General features: G+C 56.6%; 10 protein-coding genes. 3 read left to right on the top strand and 7 right to left on the bottom strand.

The window, feature by feature from the left end:
* The first annotated feature begins 121 nt into the window (after positions 1-121).
* On the top strand, positions 122-3,298 hold the full coding sequence (locus tag NG895_RS09175) for a glucuronyl esterase domain-containing protein (RefSeq protein WP_252852185.1): 3,177 nt from the start codon (positions 122-124) through the stop codon (positions 3,296-3,298).
* Positions 3,299-4,469: 1,171 nt separating this feature from the next.
* On the opposite strand, the gene NG895_RS30845 is transcribed toward NG895_RS09175, so the two are convergent.
* Both NG895_RS30845 and NG895_RS09170 read right to left on the bottom strand, forming a co-directional pair.
* The gene (locus tag NG895_RS30845) at positions 4,470-4,850 is read right to left on the bottom strand and encodes a DUF2188 domain-containing protein (RefSeq protein ID WP_425267214.1); all 381 of its coding nucleotides are present in this window, start codon (positions 4,848-4,850) and stop codon (positions 4,470-4,472) included.
* A gap of 188 nt (positions 4,851-5,038) precedes the next feature.
* Positions 5,039-5,713, bottom strand: coding sequence for a PH domain-containing protein (locus NG895_RS09170; protein WP_252852184.1), 675 nt, complete (start codon positions 5,711-5,713; stop codon positions 5,039-5,041).
* A 698-nt stretch (positions 5,714-6,411) separates the two neighbouring features.
* On the opposite strand from NG895_RS09170, the gene NG895_RS30200 reads away from it, so the two are divergent.
* Both NG895_RS30200 and NG895_RS09165 read left to right on the top strand, forming a co-directional pair.
* A complete protein-coding gene (locus NG895_RS30200; RefSeq protein WP_261360738.1) occupies positions 6,412-6,540 on the top strand; it encodes a hypothetical protein in 129 nt (42 codons plus the stop codon).
* A gap of 111 nt (positions 6,541-6,651) precedes the next feature.
* A complete protein-coding gene (locus NG895_RS09165) occupies positions 6,652-6,843 on the top strand; it encodes a hypothetical protein (RefSeq protein ID WP_252852183.1) in 192 nt (63 codons plus the stop codon).
* A 276-nt stretch (positions 6,844-7,119) separates the two neighbouring features.
* Here NG895_RS09165 and NG895_RS09160 read toward each other — a convergent pair whose 3' ends face one another.
* From NG895_RS09160 to NG895_RS09140, 5 genes are all read right to left on the bottom strand, one after another.
* Complete coding sequence (locus NG895_RS09160; protein ID WP_252852182.1) at positions 7,120-7,509, bottom strand: ECF-type sigma factor; 390 nt, start codon at positions 7,507-7,509, stop codon at positions 7,120-7,122.
* A 591-nt stretch (positions 7,510-8,100) separates the two neighbouring features.
* Complete coding sequence (locus NG895_RS09155; protein ID WP_252852181.1) at positions 8,101-11,928, bottom strand: Ig-like domain-containing protein; 3,828 nt, start codon at positions 11,926-11,928, stop codon at positions 8,101-8,103.
* Positions 11,929-12,038: 110 nt separating this feature from the next.
* Positions 12,039-14,771, bottom strand: a complete 2,733-nt coding sequence (locus NG895_RS09150; RefSeq protein ID WP_252852180.1) for a beta strand repeat-containing protein — start codon at positions 14,769-14,771, stop codon at positions 12,039-12,041.
* 198 nt (positions 14,772-14,969) lie between these two features.
* Positions 14,970-16,082: a type II secretion system protein gene (locus NG895_RS09145; protein ID WP_252852179.1), complete on the bottom strand. Its 1,113-nt coding sequence runs from the start codon at positions 16,080-16,082 to the stop codon at positions 14,970-14,972.
* A 71-nt stretch (positions 16,083-16,153) separates the two neighbouring features.
* The gene (locus tag NG895_RS09140; RefSeq protein WP_252852178.1) at positions 16,154-20,023 is read right to left on the bottom strand and encodes a beta strand repeat-containing protein; all 3,870 of its coding nucleotides are present in this window, start codon (positions 20,021-20,023) and stop codon (positions 16,154-16,156) included.
* Positions 20,024-20,217: the final 194 nt, after the last annotated feature.

Raw genomic sequence — 20,217 nt, 5'->3', positions numbered from 1 at the left:
CGCCGATTCGAGTACAATCTCCACTACGCCATCACTGACGATCCGCGAGAAACGCTTCGCGCGACGTCGGCCGTGGTCGCTTGTGTGTTCTCATCTACCACGCATTCGCGGAGTGGAAGCCATGTCGAAGCAAGTGGGTGTAGTCGCTCGTGGGTTGTCCGTTGTTCTCTTAGCTGCGGTGGTCGGCCTTTCCAACGCCGCCACGGCCGAAGACGTCGGTCCGCCACCCGTAACGGTCCAAGAAACCGCCGACGCGTTCATCCTCTCCAACGGTATCCTCACCGCCCGCATCCTCAAGCAGAGCGGCGACCTGCGTTCGCTGCGTTACGGCGACACCGAAGTACTGACTGATCGCTCAGGGCACGCCGGTGGGTACTGGTCGCACGACACGATTGGCGGGAAGGAGACCCAAGCTACCATCACGATCGATCCCGCGACGAACGATGGCGAGCGGGCCGAGGTGGCCGTCATAGGCATCTCCGGCGGTATTCCCATGGGGCATGGGCCGGGTACACCCAGCGAGGGCGACTTCGCGGCCGACATCGAAATTCGCTACGCCCTTGGGCGGGATGATTCGGCCATCTACACCTACTGCATTTTCGATCACCTGCCCGAGTACCCCGCGGCCACGATGTCCGAAGCCCGCTTCGCCGTGAAGCTGGCCGACTATTTCGACTGGATGAGCATCGATGAGCATCGCAACCGTAGCTATCCCGAGATCGACCATAGCGAAGACAAATATGTCTTTACGGCGCTACAGTCGGAGAACCGTGCATACGGATTCGCCTCCACCGACCGTAAAATTGGCTTCTACCTTATCAATCCCAACACCGAGTACCTTAGCGGCGGCCCGACCAAGCCAGAGTTCCTCTGTCATCGCGACACCACGCGGACTCAAGCACCCGTGGTGCTGAACTACTGGCGCTCGAGCCACTACGGCGGGGCGAATGTCTCCGTGGAGGAGGGCGAGCGGTGGACCAAGGTCATCGGTCCGTTTCTGCTCTACGTGAATGAAGGGGGCGACCCGGATGCTCTGTGGAACGACGCCAAACAGCGGGCTGCCGTCGAAGCCAAGGCGTGGCCTTACGGTTGGGTCGATGCCACGGGGTACGCGAAACCCGCTGAGCGTGGCACCGTCACCGGACAACTGGTACTCGACGATCCGCAGTTCGAAACACGACTCGGCAAGTTCTGGGTGGGACTCGCTCACTCGCCATATAGCGTGCCGGGATGGCGGGGACTCAAGCGACCGATCTCCTGGCAGACCGACGCCAAGCACTACCAGTTTTGGATGGAGTGCGAAGCCTCTGACGGTGCATTCGAAATCTCCAACGTAGCGCCGGGCACCTACACGCTGTACGCCATGGCCGACGGCGTGCTGGGCGAGTTCGCCAAGGCCGATATCGCAGTGGACGACAGTGCAACGGTCGACTTGGGCGAACTCCGCTGGACGCCCGTGCGTCGCGGCAAGCAGTTGTGGGAAATTGGAATCCCCAATCGGACGGCCACCGAGTTCGCCGGCAGCGATCGTTACTTCGATCCACGGATCACGCTCGAGTATCCGCAGTTGTTCCCCGACGACGTTACCTTCACCATAGGAAAAAGCAGCCCGGCGAAGGATTGGTTCTTTGCTCACGTGCCCCACAACATCGATGCTGGCGCGCGGGTGCTGCCTTACCGCGGTGTGTCGGGCCATGGCAGGGCGACACCCTACACCATTCGCTTCGATATGGACGATTTGCCCTCCGGGAGGGCTGTCCTGCGGCTGGCGATTTGTGGTACCGGCACCCGTTCGATCGACATCGATGTGAATGGACAACCCGCCGGCGAGGTGCGACTTGGCATGGGCGATGGCGTGATTACCCGTCACCAAATCCAAGGGTTATGGTACGAGCGAGAGCTGGAGTGCGACGCCTCGCTACTGCGCGAGGGCGACAACACCCTGACGCTCACCGTTCCGGCCGGCCCTGTGAACAATGGCGTGGTGTACGACTACCTGCGTCTGGAATTAGTGAGCGATGAGGGCAACGGCGAAGAACCTCCACAGCCGAAGCAACGCCCGGACGCCGAGGCCTGGAAGAATCAGCCGCCCACCAATACCGACGAGGCATCTGTCCGCGACTACACATTGCCCGACCCGCTGACGACAGCGGATGGGGAAAAGGTTAGTTCGACCGACCAATGGGAAGCGGTCCGTCGACCGGAACTGCTGAAGCTGTTCGCCGAACATCAGTTCGGCGTCACGCCCACCAAGACCATCAAACCAACCGTCGAGGTAATCGAGCGCGACGCCGAAGGTCTCGATGGCGCGGCCCGCCGCAGTCAGGCTCGCCTCCACTTTGGCGAGGGGCCCGATGCGCCGACCATTCGCGTGCTCCGCTATGTTCCTGCCGATGCGAAAGGTCCCGTCCCGACGCTTTTGTATATTGGCTTCTCGCCCAATTGCCTGGCGGTCGACGAACCGGGCATCGACGAAGGCATGGCGTGGGACACCCGGCGGCAGGTCCGCGTGCCCGATCGCGAAACGTTCAGCTTTGGCCCCTTCAACGCGAAGTTCTTCATCGACCGTGGCTACGGGCTCGCCCTGGTGTACTACGGCGACATCGAGCCTGATTTCGATCATGGCGGGCGTCATGGTGTCCGGTCATTGTTTGGCGCGACGGGCGATGAGCGCGACGACAACGAGTGGGGTGCGATCGGCGGATGGTCGTGGGGGCTGAGCCGGGTGCTCGACTACCTCGAAACCGACCCGGCCGTCGACAGCAAGCAGGTGGCCCTGGCCGGGGTATCGCGGCTTGGCAAGACGGTCATCTGGGCCGGCGCGCAGGACGAGCGTTTCGCGCTGGTGATGCCGCTGCTCTCCGGCGAAGGCGGAGCGGCCATTAGCCGCCGTAACTTTGGCGAGACGGTGGCCGACCTCACGAACCCCGAGCGGTTCGATTACTGGTACACCCCGAATTATGCCACCTACGCCTTCGACGTCGACGCCCTGCCAGTCGACGGGCATGAACTGGTAGCCCTGATAGCCCCCCGCCCGATCCTGCACGTCGTCGGCTCCGAAGATACCTGGTCCGACGCGAAGGGCGAGTGGGTGGCCGCCAAAGCCGCCGAGCCGGTCTATGAACTCTACGGACTCCAAGGCCCGGATGGCGAAGAGTATCCTCCGCCCAACACGTTCTTAAGTGGCGACATCGGTTACTACGTGCACGAAGGTGGCCATCGGCTGTTCCCCAAAGACCTTGAGGTAATGGCCGATTTCATGGACCAGCATTTTCAGCGGCCGGAGGGGGAAGAGTGACGAACGCTTTGAGTTGGTGGGCGATTCTCCTCAAGAGGGTCACGCTTGGGCGCCGCGGTTGCCAGACCTATCTTGCTGAGGTGGAAATATCCACTGCTGCGTCTAGGTCTTAGAACATGTTTTGAAGTTCATCTTTCCGCCGAGGCCACGCACCACCCCACTGGTCCGAGGACAACAAGCAGTAGTAGGCCACTCATGCCGATTGACCGTCGCAATACGAACTAGGCGACAACGAGTGGATTGCGTCTCGATTGGAAGGTCCTAAATCACGCTTGCCTGTTACGCTCGGTCCTTCAGTTCAGTGACACCGGAACGCTCGGCACAGTGATCGCAGCAGAAGTACCGTTGGCCACTTTGTAGCCCGTGTCCGATAATCCTGATCCCACATGCTTCGCACGAAGGAGCCAGCCTGGCGATCGCGCATTCAAACGAATCAAAGGTGTACGTCTGGCCTTCCTTGATAACGTCGAATGAGGCATCGTACTCATTGCCGCAGGTTATACATTTCCCCATCATCTACCTCCATTGTGAACTTGCAGTAAACAGGCACAACGAACTACTGCTTCACTGAAATTACATGCGGCACAGCGTTCCAACGTCCAGAACTACCGCAAAACCATAACGTATCCTGGCACACGGAAGTCGCTCGCATTGTCTTTTTCTAAAAAGCTATCTGGCTAACCAGCAAAACTCGGGCCGCCCATTCCTCGCTGCCGCCCCCATGCCTCCCGCTGGGAATGAAAGAGCGATTCGTCGATTGCTTTGTTCGCTCAGTGAGCGGTTGGCTGGATTGAAGACAACCAACGTGGGCCGTAACCCCCCACTTGGCTCGGGTGTTGCAGCTGCGCATTCCTGAGCCGGGTGCATTTAGGCAACCAACATCCATATCGGATCAAACCGTGTCCCGTGGGGAAGGTTCGCAAGAATCTGAGCTGGTCGAAATTGAGCAGCAAGCTAGGTCGTCGCGACCGATTAACAAAGAAGAGAACCTGCTTGAGTCACGAGTTGGACACCGGCATCCATCAGCATGGCCTCGCACAGCCCCATGGCCAGATTTCGTCTGAGCTGGCCCCCCCGCTACGAAGTACCCTCACGGTACGCGCTATCATAACCCATTGAGCTGGCAAAGTTTCGACCGCGACTGAATCGCTTGGATTCGCGCGGTACAAACTCACCGAGATCCTTCTGTGATTAATCGATAACCAATCCAGGCACTTATGCCTAGCAGTATTCCCATTCCACACCATCGCAGGCGAAGTCGATCCGATGGCGATTCCGCGCTGGACGGTGACAGCTGATGACCCTCATCGATGTCGGTTCTAGCTGGTCGTATGGGGCCGGTAGAGGGTGCTTCGACAGTTCGATGGCCCTCGATGGTACCGTCGACATCGTGCACCACAATTCGACTCGGCGCTTCTTTGGACGCCAAACGTTCGGCATCTCGCAACGCCTGCGGCTTGGTGTTGGCGGAGCTGGCGACATCTGCGGCGCCTTCAGAGCGTACCGCCCACCCATCTCCGCTTGGCACGACGTGAAATACACTTTTAGACATAGCCTGCCTCAGTAGATGAGCAAAGCGCGAACAAACTCCCTAAAGAATCTGGAGTTTAGCCATTGAATGCTGCACGTCTCGTGCCGTTCGTGCGGCAAAACATTAACCTACGAGCAGATCTGGCTGACCCTACCATAGCTTGATCAGCATTTGTTGAACCTGACCCCGTGTAGACTGCTGTAGGTGGGCTATTGTCGTTTGCGAATGAGGGCAGCGATCTCGCCCGGACTAGGAATCCCTTTGGCGACGACTTCCAAATCGTCTTGACCGGAACTCGAAATGGCTAAATCGCCGACGCTCAGCAACCTCTGAACCGCACTCTGGTCGATTTGGAGATTGCGGACGTCGTCGTGCTGTACTTCGGTTGTCTGCTTTGCGAGTATTCCCTCACGCAACCTCGTCCGTTTATTGGTGACAGTAAGCGTCATCGAACGAGTGCGCACCCACCACACAAGCAGCATCGCCCCAAAAACTAGAGCGATCAAAAGAAGGACAAGACCAAGGGAAGTTGCGGATTCCCATCGCCCCTGGTCGGCGGGCCAGAACCAGATAACTCCTGAAAGCACCAGGCATCCGACGAAAACCGTCGATAGCAACAGAAACCAAAACGGATTTCGACGGAACATCGCCTGATGGACCTGATGAATGATGGTTTCATCGTCAGCGGTTCGATCCACCACATTCGCCTCACTGATGTCCTCGCTTGCGCGTTCCGTTGCAACTTGCATCGGCTCAGCACGCGGTGGCTCCGGAACAAACTTGCTGCCGCAAGTAGGACAAGCAACCGACTCCCCACAGAGATGAGATTCGACGGCGACGTCGTCATTGCATCCGGGGCATTTATACAGAATTGGATCGCCCATCGCTGACCTTCCTCGTAGACTGCTCGCTCCAAAGTCGAAAATACCGAATAGTCGAACCCGATCGAGCAACTAGGAATCGCTGCATATGCGATGCCGAATCACTCTTTTGCTCTGAATCGCCGACAGGAGTTGGCATTTGCCGCTAGCTGCAGGCACTACCAGGACGGACACCCCGCGTTGAATTGCGCAGTGTCCGCCGCCACCCTATCTCCTGCCTGCGCAAATAGCGCACCTGGTTGCTGAGCGGTCGGACTGCATAAGCGATGTGCTTCGCGAACAACCATTTGTCCGCTACCTCGACGTGCGGTGCAGTCTAGTTGCGACGAGCTACTTTCGTCAGGCAGGTGCTTTATCAAAACTTGCAGCCGCCCCCACCGTGTGGTTCACGTGCCTCGTTTGGTTTCAAACTGCCTCTATAAGTAGTCCGACCATTCGCTTTCGGTGGATCACTGGAAGTTGTTGTTGGACGCACGGGCCTCAATTGCTGCAGAGTGGATCTCACACTAGTTAGCCTTCTGGCATCCGGATTGCGTGACTTAATTACGTAACTCAGCTGACGTCTAACACTTACTACCTCTTCCCGCAGAACCAGAGTTTACCGATGACCAAAGCCTTTCTTCTCCACGCCACTTTTGGGTTGACTCACCTCGATTACCGCTGCGATCCCAGTCGTTCCTTTCGTCGGTTGCGAGACTGAGATGGACGATGTTGACGTCCCACCAGTCGAATCGACTGCTCCGCCGACTTCGCCCGAAACGACTGCGCCCGACCCAGCCGATAAGAACGCGGATGAGATTGACCACGAGGATGTAACGGAGATTGAATAGCGACGCCCTGACGAGAGACGACGTTTCCCCATTTCGTGAGTAGCAGGTTATATCCGACCTGACAACGAGGACCCCTACGCAGTTTGGAAGCGACGCCAGTCGAGCGAGCTATTGCTGACCATCCTGGAAAGGGAAGGTCATGAGCTGAGCGACGATGCTGTCTTCGAAATTATCGTGGCCGATGGCATGGGTGGTGAACGGCTAGGAGAGTTCGCTAGCAGGGTAGCGTTGGAGTCCTTGTCCGACCTTGCCAGAAATGCCACGAGTTGGGTAATGAAGTTCACCAACTTCGAAGCCCAATAAATCCGTCAGCGCGTAAGTGAGTACGTCGGCGAGGTTCGGTCTACTCTACGAAACCATGTCTAGGCAGATCCCGCGCTGCCGGGCATGGGGCCACCTGGAACTCTGCGCTATACCTTGGGCGTGACATACTGGTCGTTCACGTTGACGATTCCCGCGCCTATACGTTACGGCAAGAAAAGCTGAGTCAAATTACCCGTGATGAGACGGTGGCTCAAGCCTTGGTGGACGCCGGCACAGCCCGCCCACCGTGAAGCAATCCCGTCACTTTCTTCTCAATCATTTGGGCGGCGAACAGGAGCCTATAGCGGCGCAAATCCCCCGCGTTCGTGTCGACGCGGGTGACCCCCAAGTAGTCCGGGAGGGACTCGAACCACCCTCGCGAAACGAGGGGAAAACGTCGATTCCCGATGCCCGCGGCGCAGAATGCGGCGCAGTTGGCGCAGGTTCGGCCCCAAACGACCCCGATCTGGCCCTCGTCGTCGAGCGATGGGCGGAGCTACCCGAGGCCGTGCGGGCTGGGATCTTGGCGATGGTGCGGTCGAGCACCGGCGGGCAAGGGACTGCAGCCAGCTTGCGCAACTCGTCATAAACCACCGGCAGTAACTGATCGGCAGCCGAGGGATCTCCCTGCTGGATCTGGGGCACGATTTCCGTGACGTCGGCCATGACCTCGATTATAGCCGACGTTCGGCTCCGGTCTCACAATTGACTGTGGTGGTAGTAAGGCCGTGGCGAAGCGGAAGTCTTGGTCCGCCAAAGTGGCTGAGGTGGCTACACCGACGCGAGCTTCTCAGATTCTTCGTGCAGGCGGATAAATCGACCGCCAGCTCGGTGACCTTCCGTGAAGCCGCCGAGGTGTCAAATCTCGGAGGAGACCGCTGCGCGTTAGCTTCGAGCGCAACTCCTGTCGGATGGTCCAGCCGCTGTGCCGAACTTCAAATTGAAACTGAGCGAGGTGAAGGTGATCGCTGCGGCCTGGCGATGTCATTTCCTGCGGTGGTCGACAACACCTTGGAAGCCTCGCAGTGAGATGATTCCAGCACCGGGCGACACCGGCAGCTGTTTTGCCTGGCAATGAGAGATCATCGCATCGACTACGCAATTCTCAAGCCTGAATGGCTGAACACCTCGGCGATTCGGGCGAAGGTGGAGACTAAGCTGGGGGAGGTGGCCAGTTTTACCCCCGGTTGCAGGAGAGGGATTGGGCCACGCTTTATGGAATAGTGCCGTCTAAACCGGCCCCCGGGAAATTGGATCTTACTGCCAGTCTCCAAGAACCGCAGCCAGCGAAGACTCGAAAGTTGCCATCGCGGTTTCTGGTGGCGGCTCATCGCTAGCGGATTTGTAGTCCACCGGCTGTGAATCTTCGCCATCGTTCACTTGCTGTCTCAACAGCAGGAGCAGCGATGGCTGGTCATTGGTGCCGCTCGACGTCGATCTTGAGACATGATTTGATGATCGAGAAGCATACGCAGAACGCTCCGGCGAATTGTACCCTGCAAAGGCTGCGTCGGCTGCAGGACTCGATGTGCCGCCAGTTCCTTCCAGTTCAGAAGTTGCCAGCGAATTCAAGTTCGTAGCTGGTAGTACATACGTTTTCCCAAAGTTGTTCTTCCACACTTGGTAGTCCGCAGTGTCGATACCGTTGATACCATCTCCGTTGTTGTAAATTGCCGATTCATCAGCACTTCCAAGATTGTTTCGCCACACCACGTAGTCGGCCAGGTTGACGGTGCCGTCGTAGTTGAAGTCGCCCGGATGGGCGGGGGCGATGTCGGTGATGGTCAGGCCGATGTTGTTTCCGTCGCCCGCCTGATAGCTGATCTCCAAGGTGTATCGCCCCAGTTCGAACGAGGTGCCCTCGAGTAAGTTGATAAAGCTGCCGGTCACTGTGGCGTCGCCGTTGTTATCGACAATGACGAATGCGTCGTTCACCTGCAGGCCGGGTTCTTCGATGATGGAGACGGCGAGTTGGCCATCGAGCGTCACCTCGCCATGGACGATCAGTTGGTCGCTCTCGGTGGCTCCTAGCTCGATTTCGAGTCTTCCCTCAGCGGTTTGTGAGAAGGAGGAATCGACCACCAACACGCCGGGCGAATTGCCGGGGGCGATGGTGCCGCGGTTCTCCAGGGTGGTGGCGGTGATGCGTCCCTGTCCGCTGAGACCGCCGCCCGATTCGAAGATTGCGGTCCCTTGAACTACCAGTTGACCGTCTTCGTAGATGATCAGGGTGCCGCTGGCGGGCTGGTAGTAGTTGCCGCCGATCGTCAGCAGGTTGAGCGGGTCTTCGCTCGCGCTCGCCCCCGCGCGTCCCACCACCAGTTCGCCACTGTTGGTAAACGCAGTGGTGGTGGTGAGATTTGCACCCCGCTCGAGCGTGAACTTGTTGAAGTTCTCAGCAATCTCCGACAGCGCGTTGCCCGCTCCTGCCAAGCGGCGAATTTGTCCGTTCGCGGCGAGCGTCATGTCGGCATGGTTCGAGACAATGCTCGCGCCGACGTTGATGTTGAGTGTCCCATCGATGTACCAGCTTCCACCGCTGAACTCTCCCGTAGCGACATCCAGATTCTTGAGGAACTCTCCACCGATGGTCAGGCTGCCGTTGTCGCGGACGGATACCTGCGCGAAATTCTCGAACCGGGTGCCCATGTTGAACGAGCCAACTACCTTAAATTCGCCCAGGTTCTGAAAGTCCTGCAGGAACTCGTCGGGGGTACCGATCGGCGAGCTGATGGCGAATATGTTTCCGTTGCCCGACGCGTTGAGCACGCCCGCGTTCACGATGTGGGCATTGTAGTCCATGACTAGTTCGCCACCGCTGTAAGACGAGGTGCCCCCCAGCACCAGGGTGCGGCTTCGTAAGCTTCTTTGACTTGCCACGGGAAACGATAGACCCTCCTCCGCGACGACCAGTGGGCGGAGGTTGTCGGCGTCACCATAGATTCGTCCACCTTGCCAGACGAGTCGGCTCAGCTTGGGGAGACCATTTTCGTCCGCGGTGAGTGGGTCGGGGGGCGAAGGGGTAACGTAGAGATCGCCCGAGCCTGTGAGGATGATTTCGTCGTTGTTCAATCGCCCCAGCGTCAATGGGGATTGGACGATCGAAAGGTCTTCGATTTCCATCAAACCGTCGATGTGCAGTGGCTCGAGCGCGAAAACCGACTGAATAGGTTGCACTGAGGCAAGTACCGGTTTGTAGTGCACCGTTTCGCTGTCGGTGTTGAAGATGCAAGCCGCGCCGCCGGAGTCTTCGCCCGGAATGCTGTCGCCTTGCCAGTTGGTTGCTGGCTGCCCCTGATCGTTGAATCCGCGCTGGAACCACTCCAGATCAAACTCGCCGTCCCATGTGGTTCCGCAGCCCAAGATCGGTGGTCGGGGCTGTAGATCGACGACTACGTACGCCGTAGCCAACAGGGACGTCGCACCCGTTTCGTCGGTTACGACAAACGTGAATCGGTCCAAGCCGACGAACCCATCATCGGGCGTGTAGAGCACCGTGGACGAGTCGGTATTCGGGCTTCCGGCCATCGCAGCGCCGGGCAGCAAGCTACCCAACATGCCATGTTGCGGCGGGGTGATGACATCGAAGATCAAGTCAGTCGATTCGAAGTCGGTTCCCTCCAGCAATATTTGTAAGGATAGGTCGCGGGTCGTTCGGAAGTAGGTGTCCTTGGCGGCCGGCAGCGAGTTAATGATGTACCGCGCGAGGCCGAAATTGGAGTCGGGTGTGGTCGAATCCAAGAACTCCGCACCGCCGGTCGTCAGGAGCTTATGGTTGTCTCGCGAGTCGTAGTGGATGGCCGCCGACCGCGCCGCGTCGTTCGATTGTGGGCCGAGGGTGTCGTAGAACTGAGTGGTGACGCGTCCCATTTCGCCAAATGTTTGATCGATGGTCCCGTCGGCGTTCAAGCGAGCGATGGCTCCATGCGATCGGCTCGCGTCGCTTCGGCTTTCACCAATCAGGATGACCTGCTGAGTGATGGGCTGAATCAGCACGTCATAGGCTACGTCGTCCAGCCCAAAGTCGACGACCGACCTTCCTCCCCCACCAAACATGTCTCCTGGTGTCGAGTCGTTCGGGCTGCCGTCGTCGAGCGAGCCGTCGGTATTGAAACGCAGGGCGACGAATTCGCCGGCCACGTCTCCCGCGACCACCAGCTTTCCGTCGGCCTGACGCGCCAGGGCCCGGGTGGTGGCCGCTCCCTCGGGTAGGGTGAGTTGGGCCAGACCGTCCTGTGAGAACGAGTTGTCCCACTCGCCTCCCGCGGTCAATCGTACGACGTGAACCCATCCGGTTCCGGTCGCCGTGTAAACGATTCGTCCATCCGGCTGCACCAGCAGATCGGTGGCACCCAGCAAAGGCTCGAGTGGGTCGACGATCGGCGTCACATGAAAGCCCGTGTTGGCGAACGATTCGTCAAGCGTTCCGTCCGCGTCGTAGCGACCAACAACCCAGCGCCCTCCCAGATAGCCGGAGATCAGAATCTTCTCTTCGCTCATTGACTGAATAACCACGGCGCTAGCGACCGACGATTTGCCGAAGGGCGAGACCTCTAGCGGGGTGACGACGATGCCACCTGTGCCGAACGTCGAATCCAGCGTGCCGTTCGACAGGTAGCGGGCCAGCGCGATGCGCTCGACTGGGTTCAACTCCGCATCGAGTTCCGTTGTCTTTCCAACGACCACGATGTCGCCGTCCGACTGCAGCGCGACTCCATAGGCCGCGTCCGCCGTGTCGACACCAATGGGCGTTGTAGCAAGACCGTTAGATTCGGCTCCGAACTGCTCGTCCAATACACCGGTAGCCGCGTCGTACTGGGCAATTGCAAAGTCACTATCACTCTCGCCAACCACGATCAGCTTGTCGGCGGCTGAGTTAACCACTAGGTCGTGAGCAACATCCGCCTCTCCTCCGAAGTCTGTGGTTACTAGCCCGGGGCGTGGGCCAAACTCGGAGTCCGCATTGAAAGAAAGGTCCAATTCCCCAGCAGTTGCCGATAGTGCCATCCGCGATTCTAGCGTCTCGAGATTGAATCGCCTGGTAGGAATCAATTCGTATCCACATCGCCTGATCCTGTTCGACATCATGTGTCTCCTGCATTCAGTGATTGAGCGAGCCACACCTACTACCTCGACTTGTGTTTATCCGGAATACTTTCGGGCGTGTAACCAAGAGCACATGAGTCGAAGAACATCTACACATCGTCTGTGGTCTGTACACAAACAAGGTCACACAGACTAATGCAAATATTACAATTGTGAACGACGGTGGTTCGGGCACCGCTGATCGGCCAACTTGTTCCACGAGCGAGCCAGGCAGCGGCAGCGTGGCACCGAAGTTCGTTTTCCACACCGTCGTAGTCCATCAAAGATACGACTCCGTCGCGGTTCCCATCGGCCGAGAGGCCAAGTCCCGTTTCGCCCAGCAGGTTTCGCCATATCGTGTAGTCGGCGATATTGACTTTACCATCGGCGTTGTAGTCGCCGGCTAGGACCGGTACGACCGCCAATGTTACCGCGTTGGTGTCATAGAACACGTCCATCGCGAGTAGCGAGCCCAGGTCGGGCAGTTGTGCGCTGCTGAATTTGCCTGCTACGCCCTCAGCTGCAAGTAGGATGTCGAACACGTCTCCCAACTGCGGGTCAAAAGGCGCGAGCAGGGACACTTGCAGTGTGCCATCCAGAACGGCAGTCCCTGCGACCCCAAGTTGGTCTAACTCTCCATTACTCAAGCCCCCAATTTCAAACTCCGAAGTCAGAGAATTTCCGAAAACGACGTCCCCGTCCATTTGGATTGTGCTTGGGCTGTTCCCCGGCCGCAGGTCGCCTTCGAAGTAGACGGTGCCGGTACCGGTGTAAGGCCCCGAACCAGTGGCGGCACCGAGGAACACCGTGTTGCTCCCGGCGGCGGTTCGGATCTCGTCGCCGTTGTGGGTGACGTCGTCAAAGAAGGTCGTGGTCGCTCCGCCACTGGTAACGATGCGGCCGCCAATGTCGTTGAAGACGTCCCCTTTTACATCGGTAAGACCTGCGCTAAACGCCATCGCGCCCTGGTTGGTCCAGCCGCCGTCGGCGATAAACTGACCCCGGCCAGCAACGAAGCCCGTATCGTTGTTACCGGTGTCGTTGTTTATGAACTGTCCGTCGAAGCGGACTTGACCGCCAAAGTTGTTTACCTCGCCGAAATTGGAGAAAGAGCCAGCAAAATGCAATTGTCGCCCTGAGAGAATTTCTACTTCGCCGTCAACGTTGTTTTGAAGAGTTCCCGCGATCGTTCCGGCTCCAGAGAGGCGTCCGGTATTGTCGATCAAGCTGGCTGAAACACTGCCGCCGTTGAGCGCAAACGTTGCACCGAAGTTAACAGCAATCATATTGGTCACCACCAATTGTTGACCAGTGGTTAGCGAAACCGTAGAGCCGAGGGGCCCGTCGGTGCCGACTGTGAGTCCGCTCGCACCGGTGATCTCCAGTGTTCCACTGTTGAAGTTCAGCGTGCCTTGGATATCGAGCGCGCCGGTCCTGAGAACACCTCCGTCTATAGTCACCGAATGAAAAGGGGCAATTGTGGTTACGGCAGGTGTCGTCAATTGACGGTTTTCAGTAAGCACCAAGTTTTGCGATAAGCCCGTCCCAACACCGATTTCTACTCCAGAGTTTACAGTTAGCGAACCGGTGACAAAGTTAAACAGCCCGCCATTTGAATTATCGAACGAGTTGGTCACAATACTGCCACCGTCGAGAGTGACAGCGCTTGTGCTCCATATTTTCAGCACGCCTCCCACTTCCAGTCGCCCCTGGTCATACACATTTAAAGTCCCAGGTCCGGCTGCGCTGTCGTTATTGCCGCCAATTACCACATTGCCTGTATTGGCCCAGGTTGATCCTGCTCCATGAATTACCACTTCGCCACTGGAACCCGTTTCGTAGCCAATGAACCCGTGAATGTTCTCCACACGGCCTCCCTCCTCGATTAGCAGACTGCCACTGCCGAACTCGCCGACATCGGCATTGACACGGTTGTGCCACAATGACCCTACGCCGCTTACGACAACCTCGCCCATACTCCCAGGGTGGTAGCCAATAAAGCCGACATCGTCGGAAACTACTCCTCCATTGGAAATCGTGAGCACACCTTTGCCAAAGTTGCCCACATGGATATTGCCATCGTTTTCCCAGGTAGAGCTCGAGCCGCCCTGGCTTACGCCACTTACGGATACTTGACTGGTAGTCTCTTCCATTGATGCAATCGCAGCAAAATTGCTGCTCACGTAGCCACCGTTCGTGACTTCCATCGTCGCATTCCCTTCGCGTCCGACGATTAGCGTTTGCGATGTGTGCCATCCGGAAGGGGTTCCGTTGCCGTCGGTGCCGTCGACAATTGCAACAGCTTCAGTCCCGTCGGCGTAGCCGATGTAACTGAATGTGCTCGTGATTTGGCCTCCGGATGTTGCCGCTACGTAACCGTCGTTGCAAAAGCCAACGCTGCCCTCCACAACAAATTCAGACGAATAGGGCAAAGTGCCATCAATGAGCAAGTAGCCTAACTGGTCGACTTGGGCACCTCCAAGGCTGCGAAGTCGAATACCAGCCAAGAACAAGAAAGTGTCGCCACCGCTCGCGCCTGTGACCTCGACGTCTGTGAAGCTACCTGCCCCGCCCGATCCATTCACGATAAGTTCCCACACTTGGGTAGGCTCGTCATTTAGAAACAACACGTCATCACGGTCAATTCGTAACGTCCCGATGCTCGGAGCAGCTGACATCGTTTGCGAGTTCCACAATACTTCGTACTGAGCCTGAAGGTTGAATTCCACGTCATCGAGTGGTCCAGGCGTTCCCGCCGGGTCCCAGTTCTCGGGCAGGTGAAAATAGGTCGGAACACCCGTGCCAAACCATTTCTTGGCGACCTGGGCTGAAACCGGCGTCATGGGGATTGTCAGAACTAGACACCCTCCGATCAAGCATTGTGTTGTCCATTGGTTGAATGGTGCCATCGCCTTCATGCTACTTCTAATATGCATCGTGGCCCTCTCGGTGCCTTGTGAACAGACATAGGACGAGACTCGCAGTTCCATGCTCCGATTTGACCTTCGCCGCACTCGTATTTAGCAGGTTGTGCTTCGCTCTCACGGCACATCTACTTCCTGTGGCAGTGCTTCCGGACACAGCACGCTTGCGAGATAATCGAACATCAATGCGTCAGCCGAACTAATTGATTTGTCAGACTGAGCTGCGAGTTCGTTGCGAAACGACTGAACGGACTCTTCGCAAGAATGCAGGTCCCCATCAAACCGCGCTTCCTCCGCGGATCGCAACTTCACGTATAGCGAGAAAGCGACGCCCTCCTTTGCCACGGACTGGTCAATCGGGATGGCAAGGGACTCCGCACTGAAAACGTCCGCCGCATCACTTGCGAAGTCGACAACAGAGATGCCGGGCATGATATTATCGTCATCAAAACGGCAGATCGCGAACACATCGCGATAGGTATCACGCACGATCGCGAGGCTCTTGGGATCGTCTTCTTTGGGCGCCATGAATGCCTCAAACTCGACGAAACCAACGAATTCATCGTCATCGCTGTCGAGTTGCTTGGCGTTTTGATAGTTGTTCTCCGTGAGTTCCAGGTAGGGAAGCACTGCCGACGCTTCTACTGGTCCGTTTGAGTTGGCAATCAGGTCTCCTAGCCCCTGGTAGACTCGCCACCGCGCTCTCCGCATGCGTTCGCGGTAGATTCGCTCACCCTCTTCGTCGGAGCGCTCTTCAACTGTATGGCCATCCTGGTCGATACACAGCAGAAAGTAACCGGTTCGGTAGGGTGGTTTGGGAACCAGGCAGAGTACAAAGCCATCGTAATCAATCGACCTTACTTCGACGCAATAGTCGTATTTTCGAATTTCGATGACCTCGCTACCCTCCTCCCATTGGTAGTTGTTATCAAACTCAGTGGGCTCTAGATTGCGGTACCACTCCACAAATGCTGCGAGAGTTGGGATGCGATTGCTAGGATGCGTAGCGCGGTAACCTTCCAATAAACGCGTTAAATTAAGTAACTTATTCTCAAGCTGTAATTGCTGTGCGTTTCGGTTCGCATCGTGAACTGCTGGAGTGGTTAGAGTCAACAGCATTGCAACTAAACTGACTGTTACAACTAATTCAACCACCGTAAATGCAGTTCGCCGAGAAGCGTGGGCAACCGTCCGGCGGCGCGTGTTGCTCTGAAGTTCATGTTGAGTCATGGCGAAGTCTCCATGTTTAGAATTTGTGGTCAGAAATAATCTTTCAAAGTCTCGAGAGCGCAGGAACCGTGTCAGCGAGAACAGCGGCAACGCATCGAAGGCAAACCAATGATTGCTATTGCCAAGAGCAACGAGGTTACAGCCGCCGGCTCGGGTACCGTCAGTTGGTGCCCATAGCCAGCACTTGAAGTGCTGGTCTTGCCGAAGTTGCCTTTCCACACGTCGTAGTCGAGCACCGAGATGAGGCCGTCACCATTGCCGTCCGCCGCCAGGCCGATGCCGGTGGCGCCAAGCATGTCTCGAAAGACAGGGTAGTCGGCAATGTTCACAATGCCGTCGTTGTTGTAGTCACCGGCCAACATCGGTGACGCGACATATTCGGAGAGTGAACAAGTACTTCCATTGCAATCGAAAACGAAAGAACCTTTCCCGTCTGCCGTCGCGATCCGACTGCCATCGCTCACATCGTCGAACATGCCCGTTATCTCGCCCTTAAAGATGTTGTACGCCACGCCAGGCGCCGGATTGTTGACAAAAATATCTAGCCTGCCACCCAGCTGGACGTTCCCAATAATGCGGTCAACTGCTAGGCCATTGATCTCCATTTCGACAACACTTGTCTCTCCAAGTTCCAAATCCTCTACCATCGCAGTTCCCGGTGACGATCCCGGAGACATGGTTCCTTGGTTGATAAGCTGCGCGGATATCACCGCACCATCTCGCAACGCCAAGTGTGAGCCAATTAAATTGTGGAGGGCGCCATCGCCTTGGATAACAGCGTTCTCTTCGACTACCGCGTCGTTACTCAGCTGCAATTCTTGCCCCGCAGCAATCTGTGTGTTGCTCCCCGTCTCGAATCGCGAGTTTACACCCAGTACGGTGTCTTGAGAAATGTTGGCGTTTCCCTGCAAGCTCAATGTTCCAGTGCCCTGGTAGGTGCCACCTTGGAAAGTTGCGTTACTTGTAAACTCCGCCGTGCCATCGATTGTCATCCGTACGGCCGACTGCAACGTGCTCGACGAATTAAGACGTAATACACCGCCCGATTGTACTTCGATCATCCCCTGCGCGTTGAGTCCCGTGCTTAAAGTTGCTCCGTTTTCTACATTGATCCTCGCATCTTGTTCGAGAATCACCGCCATGCCCGACATGGCTGTGTTCCCTCCAAGAGCAGTCACAACCCCATGAATGTGTAGCGGAGAGCCGTACTGCGAACTGACAACGGCGCTGTTTCCGCCAATGCCCTGCAGATTCATCGTTCCATCCAGCAGCCAGGGAGTTGGAGAGATGACGGGAGGAGCAGAAGCATTTGGCGGGAGGGGAATCACGGTTCGAGTTCCGGTATTCACGAGCAACGTGCCACCGTTGATGTTTAGAGTCCCATCGTAGCCGTCGGTGGTCGGAATGCCGTCAATTTGAACGGCATTGATGATGAACGTGACCCCTGAGGCGATGTTGGTAACGGCCGATCCGCCCACGGATCCGTCCCAGTCGAATTCATCGAGCCAATAGGTTGTTGCTGGGGGCCCGGCAATGGGCGGCATTTGATAAACATTTATACCGAGGGTGGTGTTTGCGGTCACGTTCGCCGTGCCGTCTTGCTGAATGGTCCCGCCCCGATAGGCTCCGCCTTCGTAATTGGTTGTGCCGTCAAGCTGCAGTACGTCACCTGCGCCTATCACCACCGAGGTACCCGATTTGAACGCAACCGGCGCAGTAATCCTGCTCGTCTCCGCGTTGACCGTGCCAGTGACGTTCATCTGCGCCGAACCGGCAAGCACGGTACCGTCGTCCAAATCCAACCTGCCATCCAAGGTCCACGCCGTTGACGTATTTACTGTCATGGTTGTGCCACTGCCGTTCAAATCGATACGCCCATTGAAGATCTGAGTGCCTGATCCTGTTTCGATTCTCGACACGTTGAGCGTGAGATCGCTATTAACGGTCCAGACAGTATCTCCACTGTTGCCATCCAGATCCCAAGTGCCATTGCCATTCAGAATTGTTGGCGAAGAACTGTCGACGAGAGCGTTTCCAATCTGTTCGACCACACCAGCGGTGGAGTACGTTCCACCAAAGAATCGAGTATCGCCCTGCAAGCGGACCCTACCCTGGCCCGCAAATGAACCGTTCCCTGCAAATTCCATCGATCCTTGAATGTTTAGTAGCGAACCACTACCCAAATTGTAGGTACCTCCCCAGGACGCAAAACTCGATGCAATATCCAGATCCGCTGAATCACCCAGTTCAATGTGCCCATCGACGTTGCTCCCTGGACCAGTAATCTCCAAGTTTCCAGAATCTTCTACCGTGACATCGCCTGAGGTTCCAAAATTCCCATCGATCTGCGCGAATCCCGATATCTCCAAATCGGTGTCCGCATGCAGATAGAGCCCCGACGATGACCGAAACACGGCAGCTGTGGATAAACTAGTTCCGCCTTGCAAGGAGACAAGACCTCCCGTTTCAATATTGACCGTATTGTCGATGTAGAGCGTACGTGCTGCCCCAACCATCATCGTGCCATTGAATGCATCCGTAAGTCGGCCTTGTGGAAAGCTAATATTGCCGCTTCGTGCATCGAGAACGCCATCCTCACCGGTTCCGTCCAGGTTCCAAACGGTAGAACTGGAGGGAACACTTGTTGTGAAGGAAAGCGTAAGTCCGTTGGTTGCCCGAATCGTTCCATCGTTGATGAGAACGCTTCGAATATGGACGCCTCCTGCATTTCCGCTCCCTCCATTTCCTAACAAGAGAGTATCGGGCCGAGTGATGAGCGTGAAAGCATCGATTGACCCACCCAAGACTTGAAGCTCGGCCTGATTCTGAACAAACAGATTGTTTGTGTCCAACAATCCTCCTGTATCTACGAATATGTCTGTATCGAGGCCGTTGGCGGTCACGGTATTGCTTACAAACAAAGAATGACTGTTTGTCGACAGATTATCGCCCTGACCGACAAAGAGATTTCGTGCGGAGGCATTTGCCGATAGATCGACTGTGGGATTTGCGGTTGGAGATCGGATAAATGCATCGTCGTCGCCGTCTGGAAAGGTTCCGCCGATCCACCCAATTCCATTACTCCACAAACCAGAGCCGGCAACATACTCTTTGCGATCGAGGTCGATGCCTGCTGCCGTGAAGTTGAGTACGTCCGCAACTGCAAAAACGTCAACAGCCGACGGCAATACTCGTGTTCCAGGGGGAGTTATTGGCGTCATAAGCGTAGTCAGCGCAGCGAGGTGCCCACCGTCGCCGGACGGACCATTGAAGCCGGCCGAAAAGTTGCCAATCCATGACGGTTGAGCCTCGTACGGACCTTCTCCAGTATTGACGCCAAGTTCGTGTCCCAATTCGTGAAGAACTACGCTTAATAAGTCAAACTGATTCTGACGGGAAGGAGAGGTTGCGTAGCCTCGGTAGCCTACTTCCATCACGCTGGGTGGAGCGCCGGTGAACCATGAGGACCGTTCGCTAGCACTAAGGTCGCCATATAACCACTGTCCCCCAAAATAGGATGATGCACCGCTCGTTGCCGGATTCTTTGTCGTGAAGTTAAATTCGCTGTGGTTCGAAGGAGATGAGTCATAATACCAGTCGAAGTTCGGATTGATTTCGATCGTGTTGTCAGCAAGCGGATATTCTGTCCACAATCCCAGCGTATTAGACCCAATGTCGTCATCCCATTCTACGTCGACGTCAAAAGTCCCCGGTCCGGGCAGCAAGTCTTCCCAAATGTCCGCCGCAGCTAAGAACGTGTTGCGAAGCAAACTTCCAGTTTGATCCCAGCTAGGATTCTCGCTCGTATTCGAGTCGAGACTAATGTTGATCTGAATTCCGAATACCGATGAGCTTGTAAGAGCGACCGCGATCACGGCGGCAAAGACCGATAGACGTTTGCCATAATACATCGAGCGAAATGTGAGATTGGAAAGAACCATAGCGATATTCCCTTTTCTGCCCGCGTTACAATAAGAAATCCATCGCCCTGGGCGCGCGGACCGTGCGCTGGGGTATGCGGCACCGGTCGGTGAGTGGTGGTTGGCGCTACTGGCTCACCGACCGGGTTTTTGAAACTGCACTTCGGTTATCGGAATCAGTCTCGTTGTCGAAAAACGGAATAGATTGAAACGAA

Source organism: Aeoliella straminimaris, assembly GCF_024054565.1.
Classification (GTDB): domain Bacteria; phylum Planctomycetota; class Planctomycetia; order Pirellulales; family Lacipirellulaceae; genus Aeoliella; species Aeoliella straminimaris.
The sequence above is the reverse complement of the archived record's forward strand: the minus strand, read 5'-3'. Positions and strand labels throughout refer to the sequence as shown.

Coding starts and splice junctions, on each gene's coding strand:
- NG895_RS09150 (WP_252852180.1), bottom strand. CDS start 14,771: ATGACGCCGGTTTCAGCCCAGGTCGCCAAGAAATGGTTTGGCACGGGT.
- NG895_RS09175 (WP_252852185.1), top strand. CDS start 122: ATGTCGAAGCAAGTGGGTGTAGTCGCTCGTGGGTTGTCCGTTGTTCTC.
- NG895_RS30200 (WP_261360738.1), top strand. CDS start 6,412: ATGGACGATGTTGACGTCCCACCAGTCGAATCGACTGCTCCGCCGACT.
- NG895_RS09145 (WP_252852179.1), bottom strand. CDS start 16,082: ATGACTCAACATGAACTTCAGAGCAACACGCGCCGCCGGACGGTTGCC.
- NG895_RS09160 (WP_252852182.1), bottom strand. CDS start 7,509: ATGGCCGACGTCACGGAAATCGTGCCCCAGATCCAGCAGGGAGATCCC.
- NG895_RS09170 (WP_252852184.1), bottom strand. CDS start 5,713: ATGGGCGATCCAATTCTGTATAAATGCCCCGGATGCAATGACGACGTC.
- NG895_RS30845 (WP_425267214.1), bottom strand. CDS start 4,850: ATGTCTAAAAGTGTATTTCACGTCGTGCCAAGCGGAGATGGGTGGGCG.
- NG895_RS09155 (WP_252852181.1), bottom strand. CDS start 11,928: ATGTCGAACAGGATCAGGCGATGTGGATACGAATTGATTCCTACCAGG.
- NG895_RS09140 (WP_252852178.1), bottom strand. CDS start 20,023: ATGGTTCTTTCCAATCTCACATTTCGCTCGATGTATTATGGCAAACGT.